This window comes from Rugamonas sp. DEMB1, assembly GCF_029834475.1.
GTDB classification, from domain to species: Bacteria; Pseudomonadota; Gammaproteobacteria; order Burkholderiales; family Burkholderiaceae_D; genus Rugamonas; species Rugamonas rubra.
The window spans coordinates 690890-717536 of record NZ_CP122407.1 but is presented as its reverse complement, the minus strand read 5'-3'; the positions used below and the strand labels follow the sequence as shown (position 1 = coordinate 717536).

The window sequence follows — 26647 nt, the reverse complement described above, 5'->3', positions numbered from 1 at the left end:
GCGGCCGGCCGCCGCCTTAGCCGAACACCGGCACGCGCGCGCGCGGCGCGAAGGAACCGGCCAGCGCCGCCTCGGCGCGGCTGGCCGGCTCGTTCAACTCCTCCAGATCCAGATAGATCCTGCCGTCCTCCAGCCGCACCGTGTACGAGCGCGGATAGCCCTCCTGCCCCTGCGGCGCGCAGGCCAGCGCCAGCGCCTTGTGCCAGCGCCGCCGGCCGGCCGCCGGCGTCTCGCTCGGCGGCGCGGCGCGCACCGGCGCGCCGTCCAGGTAAGGCCCGCCCTCCAGCAGCGCGACCACACGCTCGTCCTCGCCGCGCATCAGCAGCACCCCCGGCAGCCCTGCCAGGCCAGGCCGCGCGGCACCTGCCGCGTGCCCAGCGGCGCCAGGTCGCTTGAGCCGGCAGATCAGTTTCCATTGTCCAGACATCGTTCACCTCCCTCGTAAAGCCATCCATTCCCCCACGCAAGAAAGGTGCCACGTGCCGGCCGCGTTTTTTCCTCAACATTGAGAAAAATGCACAGCCATAGTGCGCCGACCTGCGCCAGTTCGGGGAGTCGGGCCCGGCGCTTTCCTTTACAATGGCGGATTACTCCCTCAAATGTGCCCTCTTCATGATCGTTCTCGGCGTCGAATCCTCCTGTGACGAAACCGGCCTTGCGCTGTACGACACGCAACACGGCCTGCTGTCCCATGCCCTCTACTCGCAGGTGGCGATGCACGAGGAGTACGGCGGCGTGGTGCCGGAGCTGGCCTCGCGCGACCACATCCGCCGCGCCATCCCGCTGCTGCAGCAGGCGCTGGCCGACGCCAAGCTGGCGCCCCAGGACATCGACGCCATCGCCTACACCCAGCCCGGCCTGGCCGGCGCGCTGCTGGTGGGCTCCTCGGTGGCCTGCAGCCTGGGCCTGGCGCTGGACAAGCCGGTGCTCGGCATCCACCACCTCGAGGGCCATTTGCTCTCGCCGCTGCTGGCCAAGGAGCCGCCGGAGTTCCCCTTCATCGCGCTGCTGGTCTCGGGCGGCCACACCCAGCTGATGCGGGTCGACGGCGTCGGCCAGTACACCCTGCTCGGCGAGACGCTCGACGACGCCGCCGGCGAGGCCTTCGACAAGTCGGCCAAGCTGCTCGGCCTCGGTTATCCGGGCGGCCCGGCCATCTCGCGCCTGGCCGAGTTCGGCGACCCGCTGGCCTACAAGCTGCCGCGCCCGATGCTGCACTCGAAGGACTTCAATTTCAGCTTCTCCGGCCTGAAGACGGCGGTGCTGACGGTGGTGAAGAACCATGAAGAGAAGGTGATCGCCAACATCTGCGAGCAGGACAAGGCCAACATCGCGCGCGGCTTCGTCGACGCCATCGTCGACGTGCTGACCGCCAAATGCGTCAACGCGCTCAAGCACACCGGCCTGAAGCGGCTGGTCATCGCCGGCGGCGTCGGCGCCAACAGCCAGCTGCGCGCCTCGCTCAACGAGGCCGCCGCCAAGAAGCGCTTCAAGGTCTACTACCCCGAGCTGGAGTTCTGCACCGACAACGGCGCCATGATCGCCTTCGCCGGCGCCATGCGCCTGCAAATCAACCCCGACGCGGCGCAGCGCGACTACTCGTTCAACGTGCGGCCGCGCTGGCCGCTCGACGAGATCAAGGTGGTTTGAGCCGTCCAACCCCGCAACACCAGCCAGCCGACCGAGCCCGCGGCGCGGACTGGGGTCAGACCCCGTACGGGGTCTGACCCCGCCTCACCCGGGGTGCGCCAGCATACCCACAACACCAATCAAGCCGCCTCGCGCTGCGCCGGCCGCGCCTGGCGCTGGTAGAGGAAGTGCAGCACGCTGGTGCGGTACTCGATGTACAGCGGGTCCTGCGCCAGCGCCAGCCGGTCGCGCGGCCGCGCCAGCCGCACCTGCAAGATCTCGCCGATGGTCGCCGCCGGCCCGTTGGTCATCATCACAATGCGATCCGACAGCAGCACCGCCTCGTCCACGTCGTGCGTCACCATCACCACCGTCGACTGGGTCGCCGCGACGATGCGCAACAGCTCGTCCTGCAAATGCGCGCGGGTCAGCGCGTCGAGCGCGCCGAAGGGCTCGTCCAGCAACAGCACCTTCGGTTCCATCGACAGCGCGCGGGCGATGCCGACGCGCTGCTTCATGCCGCCCGAGATCTCGTGCGGCCGCTTGGCCGCCGCCGCCGTCAGCCCGACCATGGCCAGCGCCGCCATCACCCGCTCCTTCAACTGCGCGCCCGACTCCTTGCCACCGAAGACACGCTCGACCGCCAAATGCACGTTCTCGTAGCAGGTCAGCCAGGGCAGCAGCGAATGGTTCTGGAACACCACCGCGCGCTCCGGCGACGGCCCGGCGATTTCGCGCCCGCCGCACAACAGCACGCCCTCGCTGGCCGTGGTCAGCCCGGCGATCAAATTGAGCAGGGTCGACTTGCCGCAGCCGGAGTGGCCGATCAGGGTGATGAACTCGCCCTTCTGCACCGTCAGGTTGACGTCGCTGAGGGCGTGGAAGCTGCCCTTCTTGGTGTTGAAGACCATCTCGGCGTGCGAGATCTCGATGAATTTATTGGCGCCCATGTCAGCCCTCCACTTCTTCGTAGGTGAACGATCTGGCCACGGCGACCAGGATCTGCTCCAGCACCAGCCCGACCACGCCGATGATGACGATGGCGATCAGGATGTGCGGCACGTTCAGGTTGTTCCACTCGTCCCAGACCCAGAAGCCGATGCCCACGCCGCCGGTCAGCATCTCCGCCGCGACGATCACCAGCCAGGCCGTGCCGATGGCCAGGCGCACGCCGGTCAGCATATAGGGCAGCACGGACGGCAGCAGGATCTTGGTGACGATCTTCCACTCCGACAGGTTGAGCACGCGCGCCACGTTCATGTAGTCCTGCGGCACGCGCTGCACGCCGACGGCGGTGTTGATGATCATCGGCCAGATCGAGCAGATGAAGATCGACCAGATGGCGGCCGGGTCGGCCGACTTGAACACCAGCAGGCCGATCGGCAGCCAGGCCAACGGCGACACCGGCTTCAACAGGCTGATGATCGGGTTGAACATCCCGCCGAGGAACTTGAAGCGGCCGATCAGGAAGCCGAGCGGAATGCCGATCACGGCGGCCAGGCCGAAGCCCATGCCGACCCGCTTGAGCGAGGCCAGCACGTTCCAGCCGATGCCCTGGTCGTTCGGCCCGTTGCGGTAGAAGGGATCGGAGAACAGGCGCACGGCCTCCTGCCAGGTGACCAGCGGCGTCGGGATGCCGTTGTTCCCGCTGGCCAGGATCTGCCACACCAGCACCAGCAGGGCCAGGCCGAGCAGCGGCGGCAGGTACTTCATCACGTGGGGACGCAGACGCGACTTGCCGCCGGCCAGCACCACGCCCTTGGCGGCCAGGCGCGCGCTGCGCGGCGGCTTGGCCGGCGCCGCCATCGCGCCGGTCGACGCCGCGTTGCTCGTCGCCGCTGGAAGGGCGGCGGCAGGCGCGCCCGCCTCCACCGCAGGCGCGGCCAGATTGTTGAACACTGCGCTCATATGCGGTCCCTCCTCAGGCTTTGATTTTGAACGAGTCGGCGTAGGCCTTGGGGTTCTTGCCGTCCCAGACCGTGCCGTCCATCAGCTTGGTGCTGCGCATCGGCGACTTCGGCACGCTGACCTTGGCCAGCGCTGCGGCGTCCGTGTAGACGCCGATCTGGTTGATCTGCGTCGCCACCGCCAGGTAGTCCGGCTCGCTCTTCAGCAAGCCCCAGCGCTTCTGCTGCGTGAGGAACCACATGCCGTCGGACAGGTAGGGGAAGTTGACGCTGCCGTCGTTGAAGAACTTCATATAGTTCGGGTCGTCCCAGGTCTTGCCCAGGCCGTTCTGGTAGCGTCCCAGGATGCGCTGGTTGATCACGTCGACCGAGGTGTTGACGTAGGACTTGTCGGCGATGGTCTCGGCCATTTTCTGCTTGTTCGACAGCGAGGCGTCGATCCAGCGGCCGGCGTCGAGGATGGCGGCGGTCAGCGCGCGCGCCGTGTTCGGATACTTCTTGACCCACTCCGCGCTGGTGCCCAGCACCTTCTCCGGGTGGTCGCGCCAGATGTCCTGGGTGGTGGCGGCGGTGATGCCGACGCCGTCGACAATGGCGCGGTGGCCCCACGGCTCGCCGACGCAGAAGCCGTCCATGTTCCCGACCCGCATATTGGCCACCATCTGCGGCGGCGGCACGGTGATGATCTTGGCGTCCTTGAAGGGGTTGACGCCGTGCGCCGCCAGCCAGTAGTACAACCACATGGCGTGGGTGCCGGTCGGGAAGGTCTGGGCGAAGGAGTACTCGCGCTTGTCGGTGGCCATCAGCTTGGCCAGCGAGGTGCCGTCCACCGCGCCCTTGTCGGCGATCTTCTTCGACAACGTGATGGCCTGGCCGTTGTGGTTCAGGTTCATCAGCACCGCCATGTCCTTCTTCGGCCCGCCCACGCCGAGGTGGACGCCATACACCAGGCCATACAGCACATGGGCCGCGTCGAGTTCACCGTTGACCAGCTTGTCGCGCACGCTGGCCCAGGACGACTCCTTGCTCGGTATGATCTTGATGCCGTACTTCTTGTCGAAGCCGAGCACCGAGGCCATCACCACGGAGGCGCAGTCGGTCAGCGGAATGAAGCCGACCTTGACCTCCTCCTTTTCCGGCTTGTCCGAGCCGGCGGCCCAGGCGCCGCCTCCGACCAGGCAGCCCAGCCCTGTGGCGCCGACGGCGGCGCCGGCTTTCAATAGTTGACGGCGGATCGGCTTGAATGGGGTATCGCTGCTCATCGTGTCCTCGTGCTGGTCGCTATGGGCCGCCGGGTGGCGGCCCTTCCACCTCACTACAGCAATTGGTGTGCCAGCAAACGCGGGGAGAATCGCGCCCCGATTCGGGACGTTTGCGCGCCTTGTTGGCGCCAAGGAGGAGCTTGCCGGTTTTTTCGGCACCGTTTTTGTGCACAGCAGCATCGCGCGCGCACCGCCAGCGCGCAGGCGGTGCGCAAAGGCGAACTCTAAGCCCTACCCGAAGCGCTACGGTCGGGGTCTGACCCCGCACGGGGTCAGACCCCTGGCTTACGGGGTTGGCCCTGCGTCCAGCAAAAGCGCGGAGAACCACCGCAAGGCGCGGACGCTAGCCGTTCAGCGTTTGGCCGGCGCGGCGTAGACCATGCGCCGCACCCGGCCCACGCCGATCGCCCGCATGCTCGAATCGGGCAGCTCGCCGATGCGCACGCCGACGTCGAGCCCCTCCTCCAGCAGATTGGCGACGCGGTCGACCAGCAGCGCCGACACCTCCATCGCCGGATAGCGCGCCAGGTAGTCGACGATGCCGGGCATGACGTACAGCTTGCCGCGAAGACGGTCATCAAATGTAGTCGGTCCATGGCGGGCGTCATTCGGCTTGGGTGAGGTGGGCCGCCCGCACCGGCGTGGCGGCGGGCGCCACCTGCCCCAGCACGTGCCGCGGGGCCGGCGGCGCCAGCAGGTCGGCGCGCGGATAGCCCCAGCCGGGCACGTTCTGCGGACAGGCCGCCTGCCGGCTGTCGGCGATGCGCAGCGAGGAGAAGTTGCCGTTCGGCGTGGCGGCGAAGCGGTAGTCCGACAGCTCGCCGTCCACCAGCGCCGGGGCGCGGGCGAAGCGCAGCCAGGCGTCCACATAGCAGCTGTCGCGGCGCAGCCCGCGCAGCGCGGACAGGCTGGCGCTGCGCTCGCCGTATTGGATCAGCGCCGCCGTCAGCGGCTGCGCCGGCGCCTGGTCGAGCAGGCCGCGCGGGCAGGCCTGCGGCGCCAGCCACCGCGGCGCCAGACTGAGCACGCCGCGCCGCATGCGGTAGCGGTCGGCCGCCTCGTCGAGCTCCACCGCGACATAGTTCCAGCACAGCGGCTGGCTGGGGAAGGCCGTCATCGCCACGTCGACCGTGCGCGCGGCCGGATCGATCTGCCGCAGCGCGGCGCGCACGCGCTGCGCGCCCAGCGTCGAGCCGACGCCCTGCGCGCCGACGAAGGCGACGCCAAGCAGCAGCGCCAGCAGCAGGGCGCCGCGTCCGCGCGCGCCGTCGCGCCGTTGCAGCGCGACCATCAGCGCGGCGACCGCCAGCAAGGCGGCCAGCGCGCCCGGCGCCAGATAGCCCTTCCACGTAAAGAACAGCAGCGCCGCCGCCAGCAGGCCGAGGCCGAGCGCGCGCGCCGTGCGCGCCCCCGTCAGCCAGGCCAGCGGCACGCCGAAGGCGACCCAGAACAGCGGCTCGACGATGAACACCATGTCGCCGTAGAACCAGCGCCCGTCGAAGGGATAGAAGGGGTGGATGCCGTAGGAGTTGGTGAAGTCCATCAGCAGATGCAGGCCGAGGCCGAGCAGGATGCTGGCCGCCAGGCCGAGGCGCGCCGCGCCGCTGCGCCGCAGCAGCGCGCGCGCCGCCGGCCACAGTCCCCACAACAGCGCCAGCAGCAGCAAGGCCTGCGGCAGCGCGAACAGCAGCGTGTGGGTGTGGCCCCGGTGGTTCAGCAGATAACCGAGCGGGTCGGGCAGCAGCTTGGTGAGGAACAGGTCGAGGTCGGGGAAGTTGCTGGCCAGCGCGCAGGCGGTCAGCAACAGGCGGTGGCGCGTGCGCTGGCCGGCGCCGTCCGGCTCGGGCGCCAGGCCGCGGTGGATCAATTCGCCGGCGCCCAGGCCGATCAGCGAGTGGGTGATGTTATCCAAAGCTTGTCGTCATCTCCGCAGAGTAGGGTTGAACGCGGCGTCAAAGGCGCCGGGCTCACGACGCGACGCGGTTGCGGCCGCCGTCCTTGGCGCGCCGCAGCGCCTCGTCGGCCTGGCGCAGCAGGCTCTCGGCGTCGGCGATGCCCATGTGGTCGAAGGCGCCCACGCCGATGCTGGCGGTGACCTCCACCACGCGCGCGCCGGCCGTGTGCAGCTGCGCCGCCAGCTTGGCGCGCAGCGTCTCGGCCAGCTTGCCGGCGCCCTCGCGCGGCGTGTTGGGCAGCACCACGCACAGCACCTCGCCGCCGTAGCGGCCGGCGATGTCGATCACCCGCACGCTCTCGCGCAGCAGGCGGCCGACGTTGGCCAGCACCATGTCGCCGGCGGCGTGGCCGTAGCCGTCGTTGACGCCCTTGAAGTCGTCCAGGTCGATCATCAGCGCCGACAGCGGCGTGCGGAAGCGCTTGGCGCGCGCCACCTCGAACTGCAGGCGCTGCAGCAGCGAGCGGCGGTTGTGCAGGCCGGTCAGCTCGTCGCTCAGCGCCAGCTGCTCCAGTTCGCGCTGCGAGCTGTCGAGCGTGCGCTGGTTGGCGCGCAACTCGATCAGGGCCATCACCTGGCGGCCCAGCCGCGCCAGCGTGCGGCGCTGCTCCTCGTCGAGCGCGCCGGGCCGGGTGTCCATCACGCACAGCGAGCCGATCTGGAAGCCGTCCGGCGAGGTCAGCGCCACGCCGCTGTACATGCGCATGTGCGGCGCGCCGACAGTCAGCGGCATGTGGGCGGTGCGGTAGTCCGCGCTCAAATCGGCGATCTCGGTGGCGGCCTCGCCCAGCACCGCCAGCGCGCAATAGCTGTCCTGGCGCGGCACGCTGCCCGGCGGCAGGCCGTGGCCGGCCTTCAGCCAGACCCGCTCGGCGTCGACCAGCGCGACGGCGGCGTAGGGCACGCCGCACAGCTTGGCGGCCAGCTCGGCGAGGAAGTTGAAGTCGTCGCAGGGCGGCGTGTCGAGGATCTTGTAGCGCTGCAGCGCGGCGACGCGGAACTGGTCGGCCGGCGGTCTGGCGACGCCGAGTATGTGGATTTTTTGTGCTGCCGGCATGAGCCTCCCTGGATCGCCGCTGCGGGTACCCGCGCTATGGTTGGCTGAGTGTAGCGCAAAAGCGCGGCGGCGGGAGACTTGGACGCCCCGCCGTGGCCGGCCGTTTAGGCCGCCGCCAGAATCTGCCGCAGCGCCTGCTCGAACACCTCGGCCGGCTGGCCGCCGGAGATCAGGTGGCGGTCGTTGATGATCACCGCCGGCACCGAGTTGATGCCCTGTTGGATGTAGAAGTGCTCGCGCTCGCGCACCTCGTCGGCGTAGCGGTTGGTCGCCAGCACCTCGGCGGCGGCCGCCTCGTCCAGCCCGGCGGCGCCTGCCACCCGCGCCAGCACCTCGCGCGAGCTGGGGTTTTCGCCCTGGGTGAAGTAGGCCTCCAGCAGCGCGTGCTTGAGCTCCTTCTGGCGCCCCTCCAGCTCGGCCCAGTGCAGCAGGCGGTGGGCGTCGAAGGTGTTGTAGATGCGGCTGCGCTGGTCCATCGCGAAGGTGAAGCCGACCTCGGCGCCGCGCGCCCGTATCATCTCGCGCGACTGCGCCTGCTGTTCCGGCGTGGCGCCGTACTTCTCGGCGATGTGCTCGCCGATGTCCTGGCCCTCGGCGCCCATCTTCGGATTCAACTCGAAGGGCTGGAAGTGCAGCTCGGGCTGGGCCGCCGCGCCGATGTTGGCCAGCGCCGCCTCGAGCGACTTCAGGCCGATGGCGCACCAGGGGCAGGAGACGTCGGAGACAAAGTCGATCTTGATGGGTGTGCTCATGGGTGGGCCTTCGCAATGGATGGGCGCCGCCCGGCGGCGCAATGGCAAGCATATGATGGCAGCAAAAGCGAAATCAAGTCGCCGACGGGATCAATTGCAAATATTGAAATGATCTCGTTGAATTCACCCCCACTATTCCGCCGAGAGGAATTCCGCGCCGCATAGCAAAAAACCAGGCCTCGGCCTGGTTCCTGGTATTCCACCCAACTAAAGAAGCGATTACTTCTTCTTGCCCTTGGCCGGGGTGGCCTCCTTGGCGGCGGCGCCCTTGCCGCCGATGCGGCTTTCCTTGCCGGCCAGCAGGTTGGCGATGTTCTGGCTGTGGCGGTAAGCCAACAGTACGCTCATCGCGGTGACGGCGAACAGCTGCGGCTCGACGCCGAACAGCAGGCCGTAGTAGAACGGCGCGAACAGCGCGGCGATCAGCGCGGCCAGCGAGGAATAGCGGAAGGCGAAAGCGACCGCCAGCCAGGTCACCAGGGTGGCCAGGCCCAGCCACGGATTCAGGCCGAGCAGCACGCCCAGCGCGGTGGCCACGCCCTTGCCGCCGACGAAGCGGAAGAACACCGGCCACAGGTGGCCGAGGAAGACGGCGATGGCCACCAGCGCCACGGCCATGTCGCCCACGCCCAGTTGCTCCTGGTAGCGGTAGGCCAGCCAGACCGCCAGCCAGCCCTTGGCGCCGTCGCCCAGCAGGGTCATGATGGCGGCGCCCTTGTTGCCGCTGCGCAGCACGTTGGTGGCGCCCGGGTTCTTCGAGCCGTAGGTGCGCGGGTCGGCGATGCCGAACAACTTGCTCATCACCACGGCGAAGGAGATCGAGCCGATCAGATAGGCGGCCACGGTCATCAGTACTGTATTCATTGTTTCCCTCTAATTATTGTTCCCGGGGCTCTCCGCCGGGGCTGCTGAATATACACCATGCGCGTGTCTCCACGCCAACAAAGTGCGGCGGTATTGACGACGGGCAAGCGGGAGCGGTTCAGTCGGCCAGGGCGCACTGCACCGGCTTGGCCGCCAGCACGTCGAGCAGCACCTGCGGCGCGATGCCGATCAGGAAGCCGCGCCTCCCGCCATTGATATATATCGTTTCCAGCGCCAGGATGCCCTGCTCGACGTACACCGGCATGGCCTTCCTGGTGCCGAACGGCGAGGTGCCGCCTATCATGTAGCCGGAATGGCGCGTCGCCACCTCCGGTTTGCACGGCTCGACCGACTTGCAGCCGATCGCCCGCGCCAGGTTCTTGGTCGACACCTTGCAGTCGCCGTGCATCAGCACGATCAGCGGCTTGGCCGCCTCGTCCTGCATCACCAGCGTCTTGACGACGTGGTGCTCGGCCACGCCCAGCTCGCGCGCCGAGACGCCGGTGCCGCCGTGTTCCTCGTAGGGATAGGGGTGCTCCGAGAAGGCGATCTTGTGCTTGCGCAGCAGCTGCGTCGCCTGGGTTTCGGAAATATGCTCTTTTTTGGCCATGCGTGATACGCTAAAGATTCAATGAGGAGTATCGAATTATGCAGCAAGAACTTCGCTTTGCCACCTTCAACGTGTGCAACCTGGCGCCGGCCGGGGCGAAACTGTATGACAACCTGGCGCCGCTGACGGCGCAGGAGTACGAGGCGAAGGTCGCCTGGACCGCCCACCAGCTCGACCAGCTCGACGCCGACGTGATCGGCCTGCAGGAGATCTTCTCGCTGGCGGCGCTGCGCGACGTGCTGGCGCGCAGCAGCCGCTACCGCGACGCCATGCTGGCCGGCGTCGAAGCCGAGGCCGGCGCCGAGCGCCTGGCGCCGCAGGTGGCGCTGGTCTCGCGCCTGCCGCTGGCGGCCACGCCGGCGGCCTACCCGGCCTTCCCCGACGGCGTCGCCATGCCGGCCGGCAGCCGCGACGCCGACCGCTTCGCCCGCGCCCCGCTGCACGCCCAGATCCTGCTGCCGGACCGGCGCGTGCTCGACGTCATCGTCGTCCATCTGAAATCCAAGCGGCCCGACTACCGCAACGGCGACTGCGGCGACGACCCGCTGCTGTACGCCCAGGCCAACCTGCGCTCGCTGATCCGCCGCGGCACCGAGGCGGTGGCGCTGCGCGTGCTGCTGAGCCAATTGAGCGAGGCGGAACGGGGCGGGCGCCGGCCGCGCATCGTGCTGGGCGACTTCAACGACACCGCCGACGCCGTCACCACCACCATCGTGCTGGGCGCCGGCGCCTGGTGCCAGCCGGGCGACGAGTTGAGCGGCCGCATGTTCGACTGCAACCAGATCCAGCTGCGCCAGGACCGTTTGCGCCACGTCGGCTACACCAACATCCACGAGGGCCACTACATGACCATCGACCACGTGCTGGTGTCGGAGGAGTTCAACCCGGCCTCGCGCTACGCCATCGGCGAGGTGCTCGACGTCAGCTACCTGAACGACCACCTGCTGCAGCAGCGCCCGGAGACCTCGGACCACGGCCAGGTGCTGGTGCGCCTGCGCCTGTACGGCGCGCGCGACCGGGCCGAGGCTTGAGGCCGGCCCAAGAACAGCGACGGCACGAATCGAGGGTCAGACCCTAGGGTCTGACCCTGGCGCTCCGCCCGGCGCCGGCACCCTGCCCTCGGCGGCCTGCGCGGCGACGGCCCCGTCGGCGTCGGCGCCGTTCGCCGCGCCGTTCGCCGCCGCCAGCGCGATGTAGCGCCCCTGGTAGCGGTCGCAGCCGTGCTGGCGCAGGAACGCCAGCTGCTCCGCCGTCTCCACCCCCTCGGCCACCACGGTCAGCTTCAGGCTGCGCGCCACGCCGATGATGGCGGTGACCACGGCGGCGTCGCCCGGCTCGGCGGCCAGGTCGGCCATGAAGGAGCGGTCGATCTTCAGCTTGTCGACCGGGTAGTCGCGCAGGTGGCCCAGGCGCGAGTAGCCGGTGCCGAAGTCGTCGATGGTCAGGCCGACGCCGAGCGCGCGCAGCGCCTGCAGCTTGGCCGGCGCGGCGCCGCCCTGGCGCATGATGATCGCCTCGGTCAGCTCCAGTTCGAGCAGGCCGGGCGCCAGGCCGCTCACCTCGAGCGCCTCGGCCACGCTGTGCGCCAGGTTGTTCTGCATCAGCTGGGCCAGCGAGATGTTGACCGCCACCACCAGCGGCCGGCCCTGCTCCTGCCAGCGGCGCGCCTGGCGGCAGGCCTCGCGCAGCACCCAGTTGCCGATGCCGACCATCAGGCCGCAGTCCTCCGCCACGGCGATGAAGCGCTCCGGCAGCAGCAGGCCCAGTTGCGGGTGGCGCCAGCGGATCAGGGCTCGGCGCCCAGCGTGGCGCCGCTGGCGATGTCGACCTCGGGCTGGAACTCGAGCTCGAACTGGCCCTCGCGCAGCGCGCCGCGCAGGCCGTTCTCGAAGGCGACCCGCTCGACGATCTGGGCGTTCATCTCGGCGCTGAAGAACTGGAAGCGGTTGCGCCCGCCCTCCTTGGCGTGGTACATGGCCAGGTCGGCGTTCTTCACCAGGGTCTCGATGTCGGCGCCGTCGTCGGGGAAGATGCTGATGCCGATCGAGGTGGTGACGTCGAGCCGGTGCTGCTCCAGCTCGTAGGTCTGGGTGATCGCCTGCAGCACGCTGGCGGCGACGTGGGCGGCCTGGTCGATGCCGCCGATGTCGGCCAGGATGATGACGAACTCGTCGCCGCCCTGGCGGCTCACCGTGTCGACCGCGCGCACGCACTTGACCAGCCGCGCCGCCACCTCCTTGAGCAGCAGGTCGCCGACGTGGTGGCCCAGGGTGTCGTTGATGTGCTTGAAACGGTCCAGGTCGAGGAACAGGATGGCCAGCATGCTGTGGTTGCGCCGCGCCGCCGTCAGCGCCAGGCTGAGGCGGTCGAGCAGCAGCACCCGGTTCGGCAGGTCGGTCAGGAAGTCGTGCTCGGCCTGGTGGCGGGTGGTCTCCTCGGAGCGCTTGCGTTCGCTGATGTCCGACAGGATCAGCATATAGTTGGACACCACGCCGTGCTGGTCGGCGATGGCGGCCAGCGACAACCAGGCCGGATAGCGCCCGCCGCCGCGGCGCTGCGCCCAGATCTCGCCCTGCCAGTGGCCCTGGTCCTGCATCGCGCACCAGATCTGGCGGAACAACTCGCCGTCCTCGATGCCGACGCGCTCGCCGTCGAGGGGCCTGGCCGACCATCTCGGCCGGACTGAGCCCGGTGACGGCGGCGTAGGCCTGGTTGACGGCGATCACGCTGGGGCCGCGGTCGGCCAGCAGGATGGCGTCGCGGCTGTTCTCGAACACCTGGGCGGCCAGGTACAGGCGCTGCTCGGCCAGCTTGCGGGCGGAGACGTCGCGCAGCACCGCGTAGAACAGGAACTCGTGGTCCAGGGTGATCGAGGTCAGCAGCACCTCGGCCCAGAACTGGCGCCCGCCGCAGCTGGTGTAGCGCCAGTCGTAGCGCCAGTTGCCCAGGCGGTGGGCCTGCTGCGCCATGGCCAGCCCGGCCTGGGCCGACAGCGCGCCGCCGTCCTGGCGCAGCGGCGAGAAGTCGGCCAGGCTCTTGCCCAGCATGCGGCCGGGGTCGGCGCAGTCGAACAGCGCCAGCGCGGCCGGGTTGAGCTCGGCGATGCGGTCGCGCTCGATGACCAGGATGGCGTCGCTGGACTGCTCGAACATCTGGCGGAAGTTGGCGCCCACCGACAGCAGCGCGCCCTCCTCGCGGCGGCGCGCGGTGACGTCGATGTCCATGCAGAACACCTGTTGCAGCTCGCCGCCGCGGTAGACCGGGAACATGCTCGAGTAGACCCACAACAGGCGTCCGGCGGCGCTGCGCAGCTGCCAGTCGCGCGCCGGGCTGGGCCGGCCGCTGTGCCACACCTGCTCCAGCGCGGCGGCGTGCTCGGCGGCGCGCTGCTGCGGCTGCAGCAGCTGCGCCAGCGGCTGGCCCAGCGCCTGCTCCGCCGCCACGCCGTACAACTGGACGCAGGTCTGGTTCCAGAAGCACACCCGGCCGCCGCGGTCGACGCTGTGCACCGCCACCAGCGGGGTCAGTTCGATCGCCGCGACGATGCGGGCGATCAGGTCCAGCGCCTGCTGGCCCGGCCGGCCGGACTCGCCTTGGGCCGGCGCGGCCACACTACATTCCTGGTCACCCACCTTGGCCTCGCTCGCGTTGCGGTTGCGCCTTTGCAGGCAGACAGCCCATTCTTGCCCGCCACAGGATTGCGCGCTTGACGTGGCGCAAGGAAGGCCGAAGCGCCTGTATCGCGGCGCAAGTGTCGTTGCCGGCGACCAACACCGGGCCGGCGCCGGTCCCGCCGGCGCGCGGCCCGTCGCGCCAAAACGGCCGTTGATCCGCCTTTTCTGCAGTTCAGGCCCGCCTTTTGCCGCCCTGTCGCACGGCGCTGGCGCTACACTTGTCAAATCCATACAGTGTCACCATGCGCACTACCGCGGTTCTCCAGGGAGGACAGGCGTGTCCTCCCACCAACCACCGCCGTGGTGCGCACCCCGCAAGCTCGCACTAGCGCGCCAGCCTGACCGTCCGCGCCGCGCCCGCCGTTTTCGCGCCGCGCCCTTGTTGCGACCTTGCCGACCTTGGCAAACCTTGACCAGAAAACAATATGAAACTTGAGACCCTGCCCCCGTCCCTCCCCACCGCAACGCGCGGCAAACGCTGGCGCGCCCCGCTGATCGGCCTGGTCGTGCTGACCCTGGCCGGCGGCGGCTGGAGCGTCGTGCAGTCGCGCGCCAAACCGGCCGCCGAGGACGCCAAGAAGGCGCCCAAACAGGAGGTCTTCGAGCTGGCCGGCGGCGACGTCGCCGCCGTCGAGGCGCGCGCGCTGGCGCTGAAGCTGCCGCTGTCGGGCTCGCTGCAACCGCTCAGCCAGGCCACCGTCAAGGCCAAGGTGTCGGGCCAGATCGAGGCCACCACGGCGCAGGAGGGCACCGCCGTGGCGGCCGGCCAGCTGCTGCTGCGGCTCGACACGGCCGAACCGCGCGCCCGCCTGAGCCAGCAGCAGGCCGCGCTCGACGAGGCGCAGGCCAAGCTGTCGCTGGCCGGCAAGAACGAGGCCAACAACCAGGCCCTGCTCAAGCAGAACTACATCTCGCAGAACGCCTACGACAGCACGCACAACAGCGTCGAGCTGGCGCGCGCCGGCGTCAAGGCCGCCTCGGCCCAGGTCGAGCTGGCGCGCATCGCGCTGGCCGACGCGGCGATCCGCGCGCCGATCGGCGGCATCGTCAGCAAGCGCCACGTCCAGGCCGGCGAGAAGGTGGCGCCCGACATGGCCGTCTACACCATCGTCGACCTGTCCGAGCTGGTGCTCGAGGCCCAGGTGCCGGCCGCCGAGATCCCGCGCATCAAGATCGGCCAGGAGGTGCAGTTCAAGGTCGACGGCTTCCAGGGCCGCGACTTCGTCGGCAAGGTGGCGCGCGTCAACCCGACCACCGAGGCCGGCTCGCGCGCCATGCTGGTCTACATCGCCGTGCCCAACGCCGACGGCGCCCTGCGCGGCGGCATGTTCGCCAAGGGCTCCATCACCACCGCCCGCTCGGCGGTGATGCCGCTGCTGCCGCTGCAGGCGCTGCGCGAGGAGCAGGGCCGCCAGCTGGTCTACAAGGTGGAGCACGGCAAGATCGTCGCCCAGGCGGTCAAGCTGGGCCTGCGCAACGAGGACGAGGGCTACGCCGAGGTGCTCGACGGCCTGGCGCCCGGCGCCAGCGTGATCGTCTCCAAGCTCGACGGCGTCAAGCCGGGCAGCCAGGTCAAGCTGCCGGCCGCGCCGGCGGCGCCGGCCAAGGACCAAGCGGCCATGCTGGCGCGGAAGGACTAGGCCATGTGGATCACTAAAACCAGCATCCAGAATCCGGTCTTCGCCACCATGGTGATGGTGGCCCTGGTCGTGCTCGGCCTGTTCTCCTACCAGGGCCTGGGCGTCGAGAGCATGCCCAGCGTCACCTTCCCCTTCGCCGCCATCGAGGTCAACTACCCGGGCGCCTCGCCCGAGGCGGTCGAGAACGACATCACCCGGCCGGTCGAGGACGTGGTCAACACGGTCAGCGGCATCAAGACCATCCGCGCCAACTCCTGGGAGGGCAAGGCCGGCATCTACCTCGAGTTCGAGCTGTCGACCAATATGGACAAGGCCATGCAGGAGCTGCGCGACAAGGTCGCGCTGGTGCGCCCGCGCTTCCCCAAGGAGGCCAAGGGCCCTACATCGCCCGCGCCGAGGGCGACAACGAGCGCGCCATCGCCACCCTCAGCCTGACCGCCGGCGCGCACACCCTGCGCGAGCTGTCGACCATCACCGAGCAGATCATCAGCAAGCGCTTCCAGAGCGTGGCCGGGGTCGGCCAGGTCAAGCTGAACGGCACCACCGCGCGGCAGATCCTCATCAGCCTGCGGCCGGACGACATGACGGCGCAGGGCGTCGGCGTCGACGAGGTGATCCGCGCCATCCAGGCCAGCAACACCAACCTGCCGGCCGGCAACATCAGCTTCGGCGCCGCCGAGCAGCTGGTGCGCGTCGAGGGCAAGATGAAGCAGGCGCGCGACTTCAACAAGATCATCGTGGCGCGCCGCGCCAACGGCCCGGTCTACCTCGAGCAGGTCGCCGGCGTGGTCGACGGCGAGCAGGAGGAGCTGTCGATCTCGCGCCTGAACGGCCAGCGCGCCATCAGCATCGAGATCACCAAGGTGCAGGACGCCAACGTGGTCGAGGTCGGCACCGGCATCCAGCGCATCACCCGCGAACTGCAGAAGTCGCTGCCGGCCGACATCAAGCTGCGCCTGCTCGACGACGAGTCCGAGCGCGTGCAGAACCAGCTCAACAACGTCAAGCACACCATCGTCGAGGGCGCCGTGCTGACCATGGTGATCGTCTTCTTCTTCCTGCACTCCTGGCGCAGCACCATCATCACCGGCCTGACCCTGCCGATCTCGGTGATGGCCAGCTTCATCGCCATGAAGTTCTTCGGCTTCACCCTGAACTTCCTCACGCTGATGGCGCTGTCGCTGTGCATCGGCCTGCTGATCGACGACGCCATCGTGGTGCGCGAGAACATCGTGCGCCACCTCGGCATGGGCAAGAGCCACTTCAAGGCGGCCAACGACGGCACCAACGAGATCGGCCTGGCCGTCATGGCCACCACCTTCGCCATCGTCGCCGTGTTCATCCCGGTGGCCTTCATGAAGGGCATCATCGGCCGCTTCTTCCTGCAGTTCGGCATCACCGTCGCCGTCGCCGTGCTGGTCTCGCTGTTCGTCAGCTTCACGCTCGACCCGATGCTCTCCTCGGTCTGGCGCGACCCGGTCAAGGACCGCTTCAAGTACCTGCCGTGGCTGGGCCGCTTCATGGCCTGGATCGAGACCGGCATCGACCGCCTGCACGTCTGGTACGGCCGGGTGCTGGCGCTGGCCCTGCGCTGGCGCAAGAGCACCCTGGCGGCGGCGCTCGGCCTGTTCGTCGGCAGCCTGATGCTGGTGCCGATGATCGGCGGCGAGATGTTCCCCGAGACCGACGAGGGCTGGATCAACCTGACCTTCAAGACCCCGGTCGGCTCCAGCCTGGAATACACCAACAGCAAGGTGCTGCAGGTCGAGGAGGCGCTCAAGGCCTTCCCCGAGATCGACAGCCGGATCGCCGTCGTCGCCCCGCCGGGCGACGTGCGCAACCACGCCCGCATCGACCTCAAGCTGGTCGACCACAAGCTGCACAAGCGGCGCACCCAGAAGGAGCTGGAAAAGCTGATCCGCGAACGCATGTCGACCATCGCCGGCATCACCCTGTCGTTCGGCCAGAAGCCGATCTTCATCGCCATCCTCGGCGTCGACGAGGGCAAGCTCGACGAGGTGGCCCACCGGCTGATGGACAAGATGCGCAAGATCAAGGGCGTCGCCGACCTGGAGTACAGCCAGGAGGGCGCCACCCCCTCGACCACGATCAAGATCAACAACGAGCTGGCCAGCGACCTGGGCCTGTCGGTGCAGCAGATCGGCAGCGCGCTGCGGCCCTTCGTCGCCGGCGACACGGTGAGCCACTGGCTGGCCGGCGACGGCCAGAACTACGACGTCAACGTGCAACTGCCCAAGTCGGGCCGGCAGAAGATCGCCGACCTGGCCGACCTGTCGCTGGCCTCCAGCCGCAACGACGCCAACGGCCGGCCGATCATGGTGCCGCTGCGCCAGGTGGTCGAGTTCGTGCCCTCGTCGAGCCCGCAGGTGTTGAAGCGCCAGGCGCTGCAACGGCGCGTCGCGGTGTACGCCGGCGTCGAGGGCCGTCCCGGCGGCGACGTCGACCAGGACGTCAAGAAGGCGATGGAATCGATCGAACTGCCGGCCGGGGTGCGCTTCGACGTGGCCGGCAACGCCCAGCAGATGGAGGAGACCATGGCGGGCGCCATGATGGCGCTGGGCATCGCGGTGATCTTCATCTACCTGGTGCTGGCCTCGCAGTTCGGCAGCTTCCTGCAGCCGATCGCCATCATGGTGTCGCTGCCGCTGTCGCTGATCGGCGTGCTGCTGGCGCTGCTGGTGACCGGCAGCACGCTGAACATCTTCTCGGTGATCGGCTTCATCATGCTGATGGGCCTGGTGACCAAGAACGCGATTTTGCTGGTCGACTTCACCAACCACGGCCAGCGCGCCGGCAAGGGCCAGTACGAGGCCATCATGGAGGCCGGCCAGGTGCGCCTGCGGCCGATTTTGATGACCACGCTGGCGATGGTGTTCGGCATGCTGCCGATGGCCATCGGCATGGGCGACGGCGGCGAGACGCAGGCGCCGATGGGCCGCGCCGTGATCGGCGGCGTGCTCACCTCGACCCTGCTGACGCTGGTGGTGGTGCCGGTCGCCTACACCTACCTGGACAGCCTGGGCAAGCGCGCCAAGCGCTTCTTCCAGGGCGCCCCGGAGCCGCACGGCGTGGCCGGCGTCGACGAGCACCACGGCGCGCCGCAACAGGAGCGCAACAAGGAGCACAACGCGGCCTGAGCCGCCGCAACGGTCGCTTGACTCGTCCCCGCGCTGGCGGGGACGATGCGGCGGCCACCGGACGTTACGGTGGCGACGGCCTGATGTTGACCACCACGCCGTTGACGATGTCGTAGGGAACCCGTACTGCGGCGCTTGTCCGGCCAAAGTCTCTCGGGTTGCGAGTGACCAGCAGGCGCCCCTCCACCTCGGCAGTTGCCCGAATGATGCAATCAAGCAAATGAATTTTCGGCGGGTTGGCGATGCTGTCGCCGCGAAGGATCGTGGCTCTTTTCATGATGGCATCGTTGATGTGGATGATCTTGATGCCGATACCGTCGAGCAGGGTCTGAAATTGAAGCTGTTCCACCACTCCTAGTTTGCAGGCCACCTCCATCCAACTGATCGAGCTGATTGCCGCGTCGCTATAGTTGGACAGCTCCGCTGTGGCGGCATCGTGCCCGGCGAAAGAATCGATGATGATGTTTGTGTCGAAGAGGGCTATTGTCATTCAGCGCGAACCTCGCGCTGGTACTCCACGCCGTCCTGGGGTTTATCAGGCTTCCCCCGCCAAATCCCATGCATGGTCATGGCGGCGGCAAGCCGTTTGGCACGGGCGAGGTCCGGCTGTGCGGGCGTATCGAATCTCCAGACGGTGAAGGCTCGCTGGCCCTCCCAGCCAACACTTTCAGTAGCGCGGTCTTGGCCAAGCTGGCGGGATCGATTCGTTGCGTCTCGGCGAGCACTTCCAGCGCTGCCATTTCCTGATCGCTCAGTTCCACAATGAGCTGTCGCATGACACGCCTCATATCAGATTGTCTCGCAGCCAGTGTATAACATTTGGGCAGCGGCGGCGCCCCGACACCACGCTAAAAGCAAAAATGCCGTCCAGCATCAACTGAACGGCATTTTAGCCAGTCTCCTCGGCAGCGCTGCTGACAGGCGAAACCCGCCCACGCCGGGGCCGGGGCTGCTCTAGCGCCTTTCGCCGTCCGCCGCAGCGCCGCGGCGCCTTATGCCGCCGGCGTCTCGCCCTCGGCGGCGTCGCCGTCAGCGTCGGCCTCATCCGGCTCCGCTTCGCCCTCGCCGCCCGGCGTGTTCTTCAATTCTGCCTTGCGCTTGGCTTTTTCGTCGGCCTTCTTCTTCTTCTCTAACTCGCGTTGCCGCTTCTCGTACTGGAAATTTGTCTTTGCCATTTGCTACCTCTATATTCACGATGTTGACTTACTTAGGTCACATTATGACGCAGATATGACCGACACAAGTAATCCAGAACAGCAAAACCCCCGCTCAGCCACGCGGATGGTGCTCGGCGTGCAGGCGTTTCAGTCGTTCCCGCGCCACATGGGTGTAGATCTGCGTGGTCGAGATGTCGGAGTGTCCCAGAAGCAACTGCACGACGCGCAGGTCGGCGCCGTGGTTCAACAGGTGGGTGGCGAAGGCGTGGCGCAGGGTGTGCGGCGACAGCGGCGCCGTGATGCCGGCCTTCTGCGCGTGCTTTTTGATCAACACCCAGAACATCTGCCGCGTCATCGCCCCGCCGCGCCGGGTGACGAACAGGGCGTCGTCGACCTGGCCGTCGAGGATCACGCCGCGCGCCTCCTTCATGTAGCGCTCCAGCCACAGGCGCGCCTGCGCGCCGAACGGCACCAGCCGCGTCTTGGCGCCCTTGCCGGTGATGCGCAGCACGCCGTCGTTCAGGCTCAGCTCCAGGGTCTTCAAGGTGGTCAGCTCGGACACCCGCAGCCCGCTGGCGTACATCAACTCCAGCATGGTGCGCTCGCGCAGGCCGAGCGGCGTGGCCACGTCGGGCGCCGCCAGCAGCGCCTCCACCTGCGCCTCGCTGAGCGTGTGGACGAAGCGCGTCGCCTGCTTGGCCGAGGCCAGGTTCAGGCAGGGGTCGGCGGCGATGTGGCGCTGCCGCAGCGCCAGCTGGTAGAAGCGCTTGAGCACCGACAGGCGCCGGTTCGACGAGCTGGCCTTGGTCTCCTCGTGGCGCGCGGCGAAGTAGGCGTCGATGTCGGGCGTGGTCACGGCGTGCAGGTTGGCCAGCCCGGGCCGCTTGACCTCGAGCCAGCGGACGAACAGGCGCAGGTCGCGCCGGTAGGCCTCCAGGGTGTTCTTCGACAGGCCGTCCTCCAGCCACAGGCTGTCGCAAAACTCGTCGATCAGAGCAGGGTTGTCTGTTGCCATGCGTACTCGCTCGCCCCCTCGTGTGCCAGCAGCCAGCGCTTGACGCCGAGCAGGAAGCCGTTCTGGTCGTCGCTGTGGGCGAAGCCGCCCAGGCCGGACGCCGAGGTGACGCGGTGGCAGGGCACCACCAGCGGGAACCAGTTGGCGCCGCAGGCCTGGCCCACCGCGCGCGGCGCCGAGCCGATGTGGCGCGCCAGCTCGCCGTAGGTGCGCACGCTGCCGCGCGGGATCGCGGCGATGCTGCCCCACACCTTGCGCTGGAAATCGCTGCCGACCCGCGCCAGCGGCAGGTCGAAGACGAAGTCCGGGTCGGCGCAGTAGGCCGCCAGCTGGGCGGCGGCCAGCTCGGCCACCGCGTCCTGCGCCGGCTTGGCCTCGAAGTGCGGCGCCAGGTAGCACAATTCCGTCACCAGCTTGCCCGCCGTGCGGATCCCGATCTTGCCGAACGGCAGGTCCACGATGGCAGAAAAAAGCTCGCTACCCTGTTGTTTTTTCATCACGCAAGTTGTCCTTTTGTCTCATCCAAACTACAGCAGTTGTGGCAGTTCTGCACACATTGTAGAACCTCTGGACGAAAAAAAGCGCACCTTGCGGTGCGCCCCGAAATCCTGCTTCACGTTTCCGGCCGTTTGACTCTGGCTGTAGCGCGCTTGTGGCGCGCTTGCAGCGATGATGCCAACAGCATTCTGTAAAACGTGTGTCTCCTCGATATATGGCCGGCTTTGAAGCCGTTTTTATACACACTCCCCACCAACTAATACTGCGTGTCCTTTGCTCGTCGGGAACATATCCTTATGAGTTATATGTCCGACAGCGACGCCATCATAACGTACCTGAATGGCTTTTTCCCAGCTTTTTTTGAGCGCCGGAACACGCCTGGTTTAAGAGTAAATTAAATTTGGCAACCACAGCGAAATCTGTGGTACGTAAGTGATCAACACCAGGAAGCCGAGCATCGTCAGCAGCCACGGCAGCACGGCGACGGTCAACTCGGAGATGCCCATCTTGGTGATGCCGGAGGCCACGTACAGGTTCAGGCCGACCGGAGGATGGCACATGCCGACCTCCATGTTGACCACGATCAGGATGCCGAAGTGCACCGGATCGATCCCCAGCTTCATCGCCACCGGGAACAGGATGGGCGCCATAATCAGCACGATCGACGACGGTTCCATGACGTTGCCGGCCAATAGCAGCAAAATATTGACAACCAGAAGGAACGTGACGACCCCCAGGCCCTGGCCGGTGATCCATTCCGCCATGGCCTGCGGGATGTTTTCGCTGGTCATCAGGAAGGAGAACAGCACGGCGTTGGTGATGATGTAGAGCAGCATCGCCGACATCGCCGCCGAGTCCAGCAGCACCTTGCCGACCTGTTTGATCTTCAAGTCCTTGTAGACGAACACGGCGATGACGAAGGCGTAGACGGCGGCCATCGCGGCGGCCTCGGTCGGCGTGAAGGCGCCGGTGTAGATGCCGCCCATGACGATGACGATCAGCAACAGGCCCCAGGCGCTCTTCTTGAAGGCGGCGAAACGCTCGCCCCAGCTGGCCTTGCGCAGGCGCGGATAGTTGTGCTTGCGCGCCAGGAACCAGGTGGTCAGGCCGAGCAGGAAGGCCAGCATGATGCCGGGGATGACGCCGGCCATGAACAGCTTGCCCACCGAGGTGTTGGTGGTGACCGAGTACATCACCATCACGATCGACGGCGGGATCAAAATGCCCAGCGCGCCCGAGGTGGTGATGACGCCGGCGCCGAAGCCCTTCGGATAGCCCTGCTTGACCATGGCCGGCAGGATGATCGAACCGATCGCCACCACCGTCGCCGGGCTCGAGCCCGAGACGGCGGCGAACAACGCGCAGGCCAGCACGCCGGCCAGCGCCAGGCCGCCGTGCCAGTGGCCGACCATCGAGCTGGCGAAGTTGATCATGCGCCGCGCCACCCCGCCATGGGTGAGGAAGTTGCCGGCAAGGATGAAGAACGGGATCGCCATGATCTCGAACTTCTCGATGCCGGTGAAGATCTTCAGCGCCACCGATTCGATCGGCACGCTGGTCATGGTGAACAGGAAGGTCAGCACGGTCAGGCCGAGCGAGATGGAGATCGGCATGCCGGTCAGCATCAGCGCCAACAGCAGGACGAAAATGATCATGGCGTTCATGCTTTGGCTCCCGGCGCGTCGTGCGCGAGTTCTTCTTCCAGTCCCTCGACGTGGGAATGGTCATGTTTGGGCAGCGCCCCGGTGCGGGCGTAGGACACCACCACCTGCAGGAAGCGGAAGCACATCAGGTAGGAGCCGAGCGGCACGGCCAGGTAGACGATCCACATCGGCACTTCCAGGTCGGACGAGGTCTGGTCGGTGTGGCCGATTTCCCACACGAAGCTGGCGCCCAGGGTGCCGACGATGCCGGTGAAGACGGCGCCGGCGAGCAGGCCGAAGAACACGAAGCGGCGGTGCCAGAGCGGGTTCATGCGGTTGATCAGCACGTCCACGCCGACGTGGATGCCGGTGCGCACGCCGTAGGCGGCGCCAAACTTGGCCATCCAGACGAACATATAGATGCACAGCTCTTGCGCCCAGCTGGTGTTGATTTGAATCAGGTAGTCCTGCAGGCCGGGGATGGGCAGGCCGGCCAGGTAGCGGTGCAGCACCGCGATGAAGACGATGATGGTGGCCGCGCCCATCAGGGACGCGATCAACCACTCTTCCAGGTGGTCCAGGAATTTCATGGTGCTCTTTCAGAGAAGGGAAACAAGGCGGGACGGCGCTGCCGTCCCGCACGCGCGCCGGATTACTTGGCCGCTTCCTTGTTGATGGCCGAGATCAGGTCTTTCCCGATGCGGCCTTCCATGTCCTTCTGCACCGGCAGCAGGACGCGGCGCCATTCGGCCTGCTCCTTCACGCTGAGGGTGTAGATCGCGGTCTTGCCGGTCTTCTTGATGGCGTCCAGGGCCAGGTCGTTGTCGCGCTGGGCGATGGCTTTTTCGAAGGTGGTGGCTTCCTTCATCGCCTTGTCGAGGGCGGCGCGGATGTCGGCCGGCAGGCCGTCCCAGAACTTCTTGTTGACGATGACGGCGTAGCCCAGGTAGCCGTGGTTGGACACGGTGACGTGCTTTTGCACCTCGTGCATCTTCTGCGTGTACATGTTCGACGGCGGGTTCTCGGTGCCGTCGACCACGCCGGTCTGCAGCGCCTGGTAGACCTCGGAGAAGGCCAGCACCTGCGGGTTGGCGCCCAGCGCGCGCATCTGCGCGTCGAGCACCTTGGACGATTGGATGCGCATCTTCAGGCCCTTGAAGTCGGCCGGCGCGCGCAGCGGCTTGTTGGCCGACATGACCTTGAAGCCGTTGTCCCAGAAGGCCAGGCCGGTGATGCCCTTGCCTTCGAGTTTTTTCAGCAGGCCTTGCCGATCTCGCCCTCGGTCACGTTGTACAGCGCGGTCTTGCTGGGGAAGATGAACGGCAGGTCGAAGGCCTCGAACTCCTTGACGCCCAGCGGGCCGAATTTGGCCAGCGACGGCGCCAGCATCTGCACGGCGCCCAGTTGCAGCGCCTCGAGCTCCTCCTTGTCCTTGTACAGCTGGCTGTTCGGATACAGCTCGACCTTGACGCGGCCGTTGGTGCCCTTCTCGGCCAGCTGCTTGAAGCGCTCGGCGGCCTGGCCCTTCGGCGTGTCGATGGCGACCACGTGGCTGAACTTGATGACGATGGGCGCTTGCGCGGAGGCGTTGAGGCAGAAGGCGGCGCACAGCGCGGCCAGGGTGGCTTGCAATTTCATAGTGTCTCCAAGGTGGATAAATACTTTATTATTGTGCCCAGGCCCAATAACGAATTGGCCGGATTATCGCCGATATTCACCGAATGCGTTCTGCGGCGCAACTGTGGAAAACCACAATACCGCCACAAGCGCCAGCCGCTACCCTGACCGGCCCATGCCCATGCCCCCCACCCTAGCCCGCCGCCTCCAGTTCAGCACCCCGCTGCGCTGGCTGCTGCCCGTCGTTTTACTGTTGTTTTTTCTGGCGATTCTGATCTGGCTGCCCTGGCAGGCGCGCCAGATGGAGAGCAACGAGCGGCAGGAGCAGCTGATCGCCGACACCCTGTGGGTCGAGCAGACCATCCGCTTCCAGCTCGGCCGCGACGAGGACAGCCTGCGCGGCCTGGCCGGCGAGATCGCCGCCGGCCAGCTGTCGGGCGAGCACCTGCGCGAGCGCATGGCGCGCCTGCTGAAGAACGGCCACGAGCTGAAAAAGATCGTCTGGATCGACCCGCAGGGCCGCGTCCAGGCCGCCAGCGACGGCGAGCCGGCGCCGGGCGCCCCGGCCGCCCTGTCCGAGGCTTCGCGCACCACCGCCGACCAGGCGCGCCGCACGCGCAACGGCCGCTACGTGCAGCCGGAGGCGCAGACGGCCGCGCCGCGCGCCGCCCCGGCCGCCGTGATGATGGACTACCACCAGCCGATCTACCGCGGCGAGACCTACCTGGGCAGCCTGGTGGCGACCTACCAGACCGCCGACCTGCTCGAGGAGATGGTGCCCTGGTGGTTCGCCCAGGACAACCAGGTGACCCTGATCGACCGCGACGACAAGGTGCTGGCGCGGCGCGCCGCCGCCGGCCCCGGCCACGGCGTCTACACCCACAAGCGCGCGCTCGACCTGCCCGGCGCCAGCATCACCCTGGTCACCGACAGCGTCAAGAGCGCGCCCAAGCTGCTGCCCAACCTGCTGGTCGGCTCGGTCATCGTGCTGTCGCTGGGGCTGCTGTGGAGCCTGCTCGCGCTGTGGGGCCACATCTCGCGCCGGCTGGCCGCCGAGGGCGCGCTGCGCCAGCAGATGTCGTTCCGCACGGCGATGGAGAACTCGCTGGTGACCGGCCTGCGCGCGCGCGACCTGGAGGGCCGCGTCACCTACGTCAACCCGGCCTTCTGCCAGATCGTCGGCTACCCGCCGGAGGAGCTGGTGGGCAAGCTGCCGCCCATGCCCTACTGGGCGCCGGAGGCCATGGCCGAGTACCAGCAGCGCTTCGCCGGCGTGCTGGCCGGCACCATCACGCCGCAGTTCGAGACCATCTTCCAGCGCGCCGACGGCGAGCGGGTGCCGGTGCTGATCTTCGAGGCGCCGCTGGTCGACAAGGACGGCCGCCAGACCGGCTGGATGGGCTCGATCCTCGACATCTCCGACCGCAAGCGCATCGAGGAGCTCAACCGCCAGCAGCAGGAAAAGCTGCAGGCCAGCGCCCGCCTGGCCACCATGGGCGAGATCTCGTCGATGCTGGCGCACGAGCTGAACCAGCCGCTGGCGGCCATCTCCAGCTACACCACCGGCGCCCTCAACGTGCTGGCGCGCGCCGAGCAGTCCGGCGCGGCGGTCGACGGCGCCATGCTGCGCCCGGCGCTCGAGCAGGCCGGCGCCCAGGCCCAGCGCGCCGGCCAGATCATCCGCAGCGTGCACGAGTTCGTCAAAAAGCGCGAGCCGGAGCGGCAGGCGGTGGCCATCGCCGGGCTGCTCGACGGCATCCGCGCGCTGATCGAGCTGCAGGCGCGCCAATACTACGTCGCCTTCCAGACCAGTCTGCCGGCCGGGCTGCCGCCGGTGCTGGCCGACCGCATGCTGATCGAGCAGGTGCTGCTCAACCTGACCCGCAACGCCATCGAGGCGATGGCCCACATTCCGCCGCAGCGCCGCGTGCTCAGCGTGCTGGCCGAGTATGACGCCGGCGCCGGCCAGGTGGTGGTGTCGGTGGTCGACCAGGGCCACGGCATTCCGCGCGAGGTGGCCGAGCGGCTGTTCTCGCCCTTCTTCTCGACCAAGGCCGAGGGCATGGGCATGGGCCTGAACATCTGCCGCACCGCCATCGAGTTCCACGGCGGCACGCTGAACCACCGCGCCAACCCGAACGGCGGTACCATATTCACATTCGCGCTGCCGGCCGCCCCGGACCGGACGGCGCCAGAAGGAGACAAATAAC

At 67.9% G+C, this 26647-nt stretch carries 22 protein-coding genes and 4 pseudogenes; 5 read left to right on the top strand and 21 right to left on the bottom strand.

What is annotated here, in order from left to right; genetic code table 11:
• Positions 1-16: 16 nt before the first annotated feature.
• Positions 17-427, bottom strand: a complete 411-nt coding sequence (locus tag QC826_RS03345; RefSeq protein ID WP_279764388.1) for a hypothetical protein — start codon at positions 425-427, stop codon at positions 17-19.
• Between the two features lie 185 nt (positions 428-612).
• On the opposite strand from QC826_RS03345, the gene tsaD reads away from it, so the two are divergent.
• Positions 613-1650: a tRNA (adenosine(37)-N6)-threonylcarbamoyltransferase complex transferase subunit TsaD gene (gene tsaD, locus QC826_RS03340; RefSeq protein WP_279764387.1), complete on the top strand. Its 1038-nt coding sequence runs from the start codon at positions 613-615 to the stop codon at positions 1648-1650.
• A gap of 119 nt (positions 1651-1769) precedes the next feature.
• On the opposite strand, the gene QC826_RS03335 is transcribed toward tsaD, so the two are convergent.
• From QC826_RS03335 to ybaK, 9 genes are all read right to left on the bottom strand, one after another.
• A complete protein-coding gene (locus QC826_RS03335) occupies positions 1770-2579 on the bottom strand; it encodes an ABC transporter ATP-binding protein (RefSeq protein WP_279764386.1) in 810 nt (269 codons plus the stop codon).
• Position 2580: 1 nt separating this feature from the next.
• Positions 2581-3537: a nitrate ABC transporter permease gene (gene ntrB, locus QC826_RS03330; RefSeq protein WP_279764385.1), complete on the bottom strand. Its 957-nt coding sequence runs from the start codon at positions 3535-3537 to the stop codon at positions 2581-2583.
• 13 nt (positions 3538-3550) lie between these two features.
• Positions 3551-4798, bottom strand: coding sequence for a CmpA/NrtA family ABC transporter substrate-binding protein (locus QC826_RS03325; protein ID WP_279764384.1), 1248 nt, complete (start codon positions 4796-4798; stop codon positions 3551-3553).
• 351 nt (positions 4799-5149) lie between these two features.
• The gene (locus tag QC826_RS03320; RefSeq protein WP_313872838.1) at positions 5150-5347 is read right to left on the bottom strand and encodes a LysR substrate-binding domain-containing protein; all 198 of its coding nucleotides are present in this window, start codon (positions 5345-5347) and stop codon (positions 5150-5152) included.
• Between the two features lie 55 nt (positions 5348-5402).
• Entirely contained in the window at positions 5403-6710 is a 1308-nt protein-coding gene (locus QC826_RS03315) for a metal-dependent hydrolase (RefSeq protein WP_279764383.1), read from the bottom strand.
• Positions 6711-6765: 55 nt separating this feature from the next.
• On the bottom strand, positions 6766-7809 hold the full coding sequence (locus tag QC826_RS03310) for a sensor domain-containing diguanylate cyclase (protein ID WP_279764382.1): 1044 nt from the start codon (positions 7807-7809) through the stop codon (positions 6766-6768).
• Positions 7810-7913: 104 nt separating this feature from the next.
• Positions 7914-8561, bottom strand: a complete 648-nt coding sequence (locus QC826_RS03305) for a DsbA family oxidoreductase (protein ID WP_279764380.1) — start codon at positions 8559-8561, stop codon at positions 7914-7916.
• 219 nt (positions 8562-8780) lie between these two features.
• Positions 8781-9425, bottom strand: coding sequence for a glycerol-3-phosphate 1-O-acyltransferase PlsY (gene plsY, locus QC826_RS03300; protein WP_279764379.1), 645 nt, complete (start codon positions 9423-9425; stop codon positions 8781-8783).
• A 118-nt stretch (positions 9426-9543) separates the two neighbouring features.
• Positions 9544-10035: a Cys-tRNA(Pro) deacylase gene (ybaK, locus tag QC826_RS03295; protein ID WP_279764378.1), complete on the bottom strand. Its 492-nt coding sequence runs from the start codon at positions 10033-10035 to the stop codon at positions 9544-9546.
• Between the two features lie 38 nt (positions 10036-10073).
• Here ybaK and QC826_RS03290 point away from each other — a divergent pair, with 38 nt between their 5' ends.
• A complete protein-coding gene (locus QC826_RS03290) occupies positions 10074-11066 on the top strand; it encodes an endonuclease/exonuclease/phosphatase family protein (RefSeq protein ID WP_279764377.1) in 993 nt (330 codons plus the stop codon).
• A 36-nt stretch (positions 11067-11102) separates the two neighbouring features.
• Here the strand turns inward: QC826_RS03290 and QC826_RS03285 are convergent.
• From QC826_RS03285 to QC826_RS03275, 3 genes and pseudogenes are all read right to left on the bottom strand, one after another.
• Positions 11103-11795: pseudogene (locus tag QC826_RS03285) on the bottom strand (EAL domain-containing protein); the annotation flags it as partial.
• Between the two features lie 26 nt (positions 11796-11821).
• A complete protein-coding gene (locus QC826_RS03280; protein WP_279764376.1) occupies positions 11822-12655 on the bottom strand; it encodes a bifunctional diguanylate cyclase/phosphodiesterase in 834 nt (277 codons plus the stop codon).
• Between the two features lie 85 nt (positions 12656-12740).
• Positions 12741-13940: pseudogene (locus QC826_RS03275) on the bottom strand (PAS domain-containing protein); the annotation flags it as partial.
• Between the two features lie 194 nt (positions 13941-14134).
• Between QC826_RS03275 and QC826_RS03270 the strand changes: the two are divergent.
• Both QC826_RS03270 and QC826_RS03260 read left to right on the top strand, forming a co-directional pair.
• The gene (locus tag QC826_RS03270) at positions 14135-15349 is read left to right on the top strand and encodes an efflux RND transporter periplasmic adaptor subunit (protein ID WP_279764375.1); all 1215 of its coding nucleotides are present in this window, start codon (positions 14135-14137) and stop codon (positions 15347-15349) included.
• Between the two features lie 3 nt (positions 15350-15352).
• A pseudogene (locus QC826_RS03260) lies at positions 15353-18507 on the top strand (efflux RND transporter permease subunit).
• A 64-nt stretch (positions 18508-18571) separates the two neighbouring features.
• Here the strand turns inward: QC826_RS03260 and QC826_RS03255 are convergent.
• The 8 genes and pseudogenes from QC826_RS03255 to QC826_RS03220 form a co-directional block, all read right to left on the bottom strand.
• Positions 18572-18997, bottom strand: a complete 426-nt coding sequence (locus QC826_RS03255; protein ID WP_279764373.1) for a PIN domain-containing protein — start codon at positions 18995-18997, stop codon at positions 18572-18574.
• A 76-nt stretch (positions 18998-19073) separates the two neighbouring features.
• Entirely contained in the window at positions 19074-19283 is a 210-nt protein-coding gene (locus QC826_RS03250; protein WP_279764372.1) for a hypothetical protein, read from the bottom strand.
• A 216-nt stretch (positions 19284-19499) separates the two neighbouring features.
• Positions 19500-19682, bottom strand: coding sequence for a hypothetical protein (locus QC826_RS03245; RefSeq protein ID WP_093382841.1), 183 nt, complete (start codon positions 19680-19682; stop codon positions 19500-19502).
• A gap of 94 nt (positions 19683-19776) precedes the next feature.
• Positions 19777-20679, bottom strand: a complete 903-nt coding sequence (gene xerD / locus QC826_RS03240) for a site-specific tyrosine recombinase XerD (RefSeq protein WP_279764371.1) — start codon at positions 20677-20679, stop codon at positions 19777-19779.
• Positions 20655-21176, bottom strand: coding sequence for a methylated-DNA--[protein]-cysteine S-methyltransferase (locus QC826_RS03235; RefSeq protein WP_279764370.1), 522 nt, complete (start codon positions 21174-21176; stop codon positions 20655-20657). Before QC826_RS03235 ends, xerD begins: the two co-directional genes overlap by 25 nt.
• A gap of 384 nt (positions 21177-21560) precedes the next feature.
• A complete protein-coding gene (locus QC826_RS03230) occupies positions 21561-22841 on the bottom strand; it encodes a TRAP transporter large permease (RefSeq protein ID WP_093382833.1) in 1281 nt (426 codons plus the stop codon).
• Positions 22838-23410, bottom strand: coding sequence for a TRAP transporter small permease (locus QC826_RS03225; RefSeq protein ID WP_279764369.1), 573 nt, complete (start codon positions 23408-23410; stop codon positions 22838-22840). Before QC826_RS03225 ends, QC826_RS03230 begins: the two co-directional genes overlap by 4 nt.
• 62 nt (positions 23411-23472) lie before the next feature.
• A pseudogene (locus tag QC826_RS03220) lies at positions 23473-24458 on the bottom strand (TRAP transporter substrate-binding protein).
• A 154-nt stretch (positions 24459-24612) separates the two neighbouring features.
• Here QC826_RS03220 and QC826_RS03215 point away from each other — a divergent pair.
• Entirely contained in the window at positions 24613-26646 is a 2034-nt protein-coding gene (locus tag QC826_RS03215) for a PAS domain S-box protein (RefSeq protein WP_409567756.1), read from the top strand.
• The last annotated feature ends 1 nt before the right edge of the window (position 26647 follow it).

Bases quoted from the DNA above. Each gene is read 5' to 3' on its own strand.
- QC826_RS03345 (WP_279764388.1), bottom strand. From the start codon at position 427: ATGTCTGGACAATGGAAACTGATCTGCCGGCTCAAGCGACCTGGCGCC.
- tsaD (WP_279764387.1), top strand. From the start codon at position 613: ATGATCGTTCTCGGCGTCGAATCCTCCTGTGACGAAACCGGCCTTGCG.
- QC826_RS03335 (WP_279764386.1), bottom strand. From the start codon at position 2,579: ATGGGCGCCAATAAATTCATCGAGATCTCGCACGCCGAGATGGTCTTC.
- ntrB (WP_279764385.1), bottom strand. From the start codon at position 3,537: ATGAGCGCAGTGTTCAACAATCTGGCCGCGCCTGCGGTGGAGGCGGGC.
- QC826_RS03325 (WP_279764384.1), bottom strand. From the start codon at position 4,798: ATGAGCAGCGATACCCCATTCAAGCCGATCCGCCGTCAACTATTGAAA.
- QC826_RS03320 (WP_313872838.1), bottom strand. From the start codon at position 5,347: ATGCCCGGCATCGTCGACTACCTGGCGCGCTATCCGGCGATGGAGGTG.
- QC826_RS03310 (WP_279764382.1), bottom strand. From the start codon at position 7,809: ATGCCGGCAGCACAAAAAATCCACATACTCGGCGTCGCCAGACCGCCG.
- QC826_RS03305 (WP_279764380.1), bottom strand. From the start codon at position 8,561: ATGAGCACACCCATCAAGATCGACTTTGTCTCCGACGTCTCCTGCCCC.
- plsY (WP_279764379.1), bottom strand. From the start codon at position 9,425: ATGAATACAGTACTGATGACCGTGGCCGCCTATCTGATCGGCTCGATC.
- ybaK (WP_279764378.1), bottom strand. From the start codon at position 10,035: ATGGCCAAAAAAGAGCATATTTCCGAAACCCAGGCGACGCAGCTGCTG.
- QC826_RS03290 (WP_279764377.1), top strand. From the start codon at position 10,074: ATGCAGCAAGAACTTCGCTTTGCCACCTTCAACGTGTGCAACCTGGCG.
- QC826_RS03270 (WP_279764375.1), top strand. From the start codon at position 14,135: ATGAAACTTGAGACCCTGCCCCCGTCCCTCCCCACCGCAACGCGCGGC.
- QC826_RS03255 (WP_279764373.1), bottom strand. From the start codon at position 18,997: ATGACAATAGCCCTCTTCGACACAAACATCATCATCGATTCTTTCGCC.
- QC826_RS03250 (WP_279764372.1), bottom strand. From the start codon at position 19,283: ATGCGACAGCTCATTGTGGAACTGAGCGATCAGGAAATGGCAGCGCTG.
- QC826_RS03245 (WP_093382841.1), bottom strand. From the start codon at position 19,682: ATGGCAAAGACAAATTTCCAGTACGAGAAGCGGCAACGCGAGTTAGAG.
- xerD (WP_279764371.1), bottom strand. From the start codon at position 20,679: ATGGCAACAGACAACCCTGCTCTGATCGACGAGTTTTGCGACAGCCTG.
- QC826_RS03235 (WP_279764370.1), bottom strand. From the start codon at position 21,176: ATGAAAAAACAACAGGGTAGCGAGCTTTTTTCTGCCATCGTGGACCTG.
- QC826_RS03230 (WP_093382833.1), bottom strand. From the start codon at position 22,841: ATGAACGCCATGATCATTTTCGTCCTGCTGTTGGCGCTGATGCTGACC.
- QC826_RS03225 (WP_279764369.1), bottom strand. From the start codon at position 23,410: ATGAAATTCCTGGACCACCTGGAAGAGTGGTTGATCGCGTCCCTGATG.
- QC826_RS03215 (WP_409567756.1), top strand. From the start codon at position 24,613: ATGCCCATGCCCCCCACCCTAGCCCGCCGCCTCCAGTTCAGCACCCCG.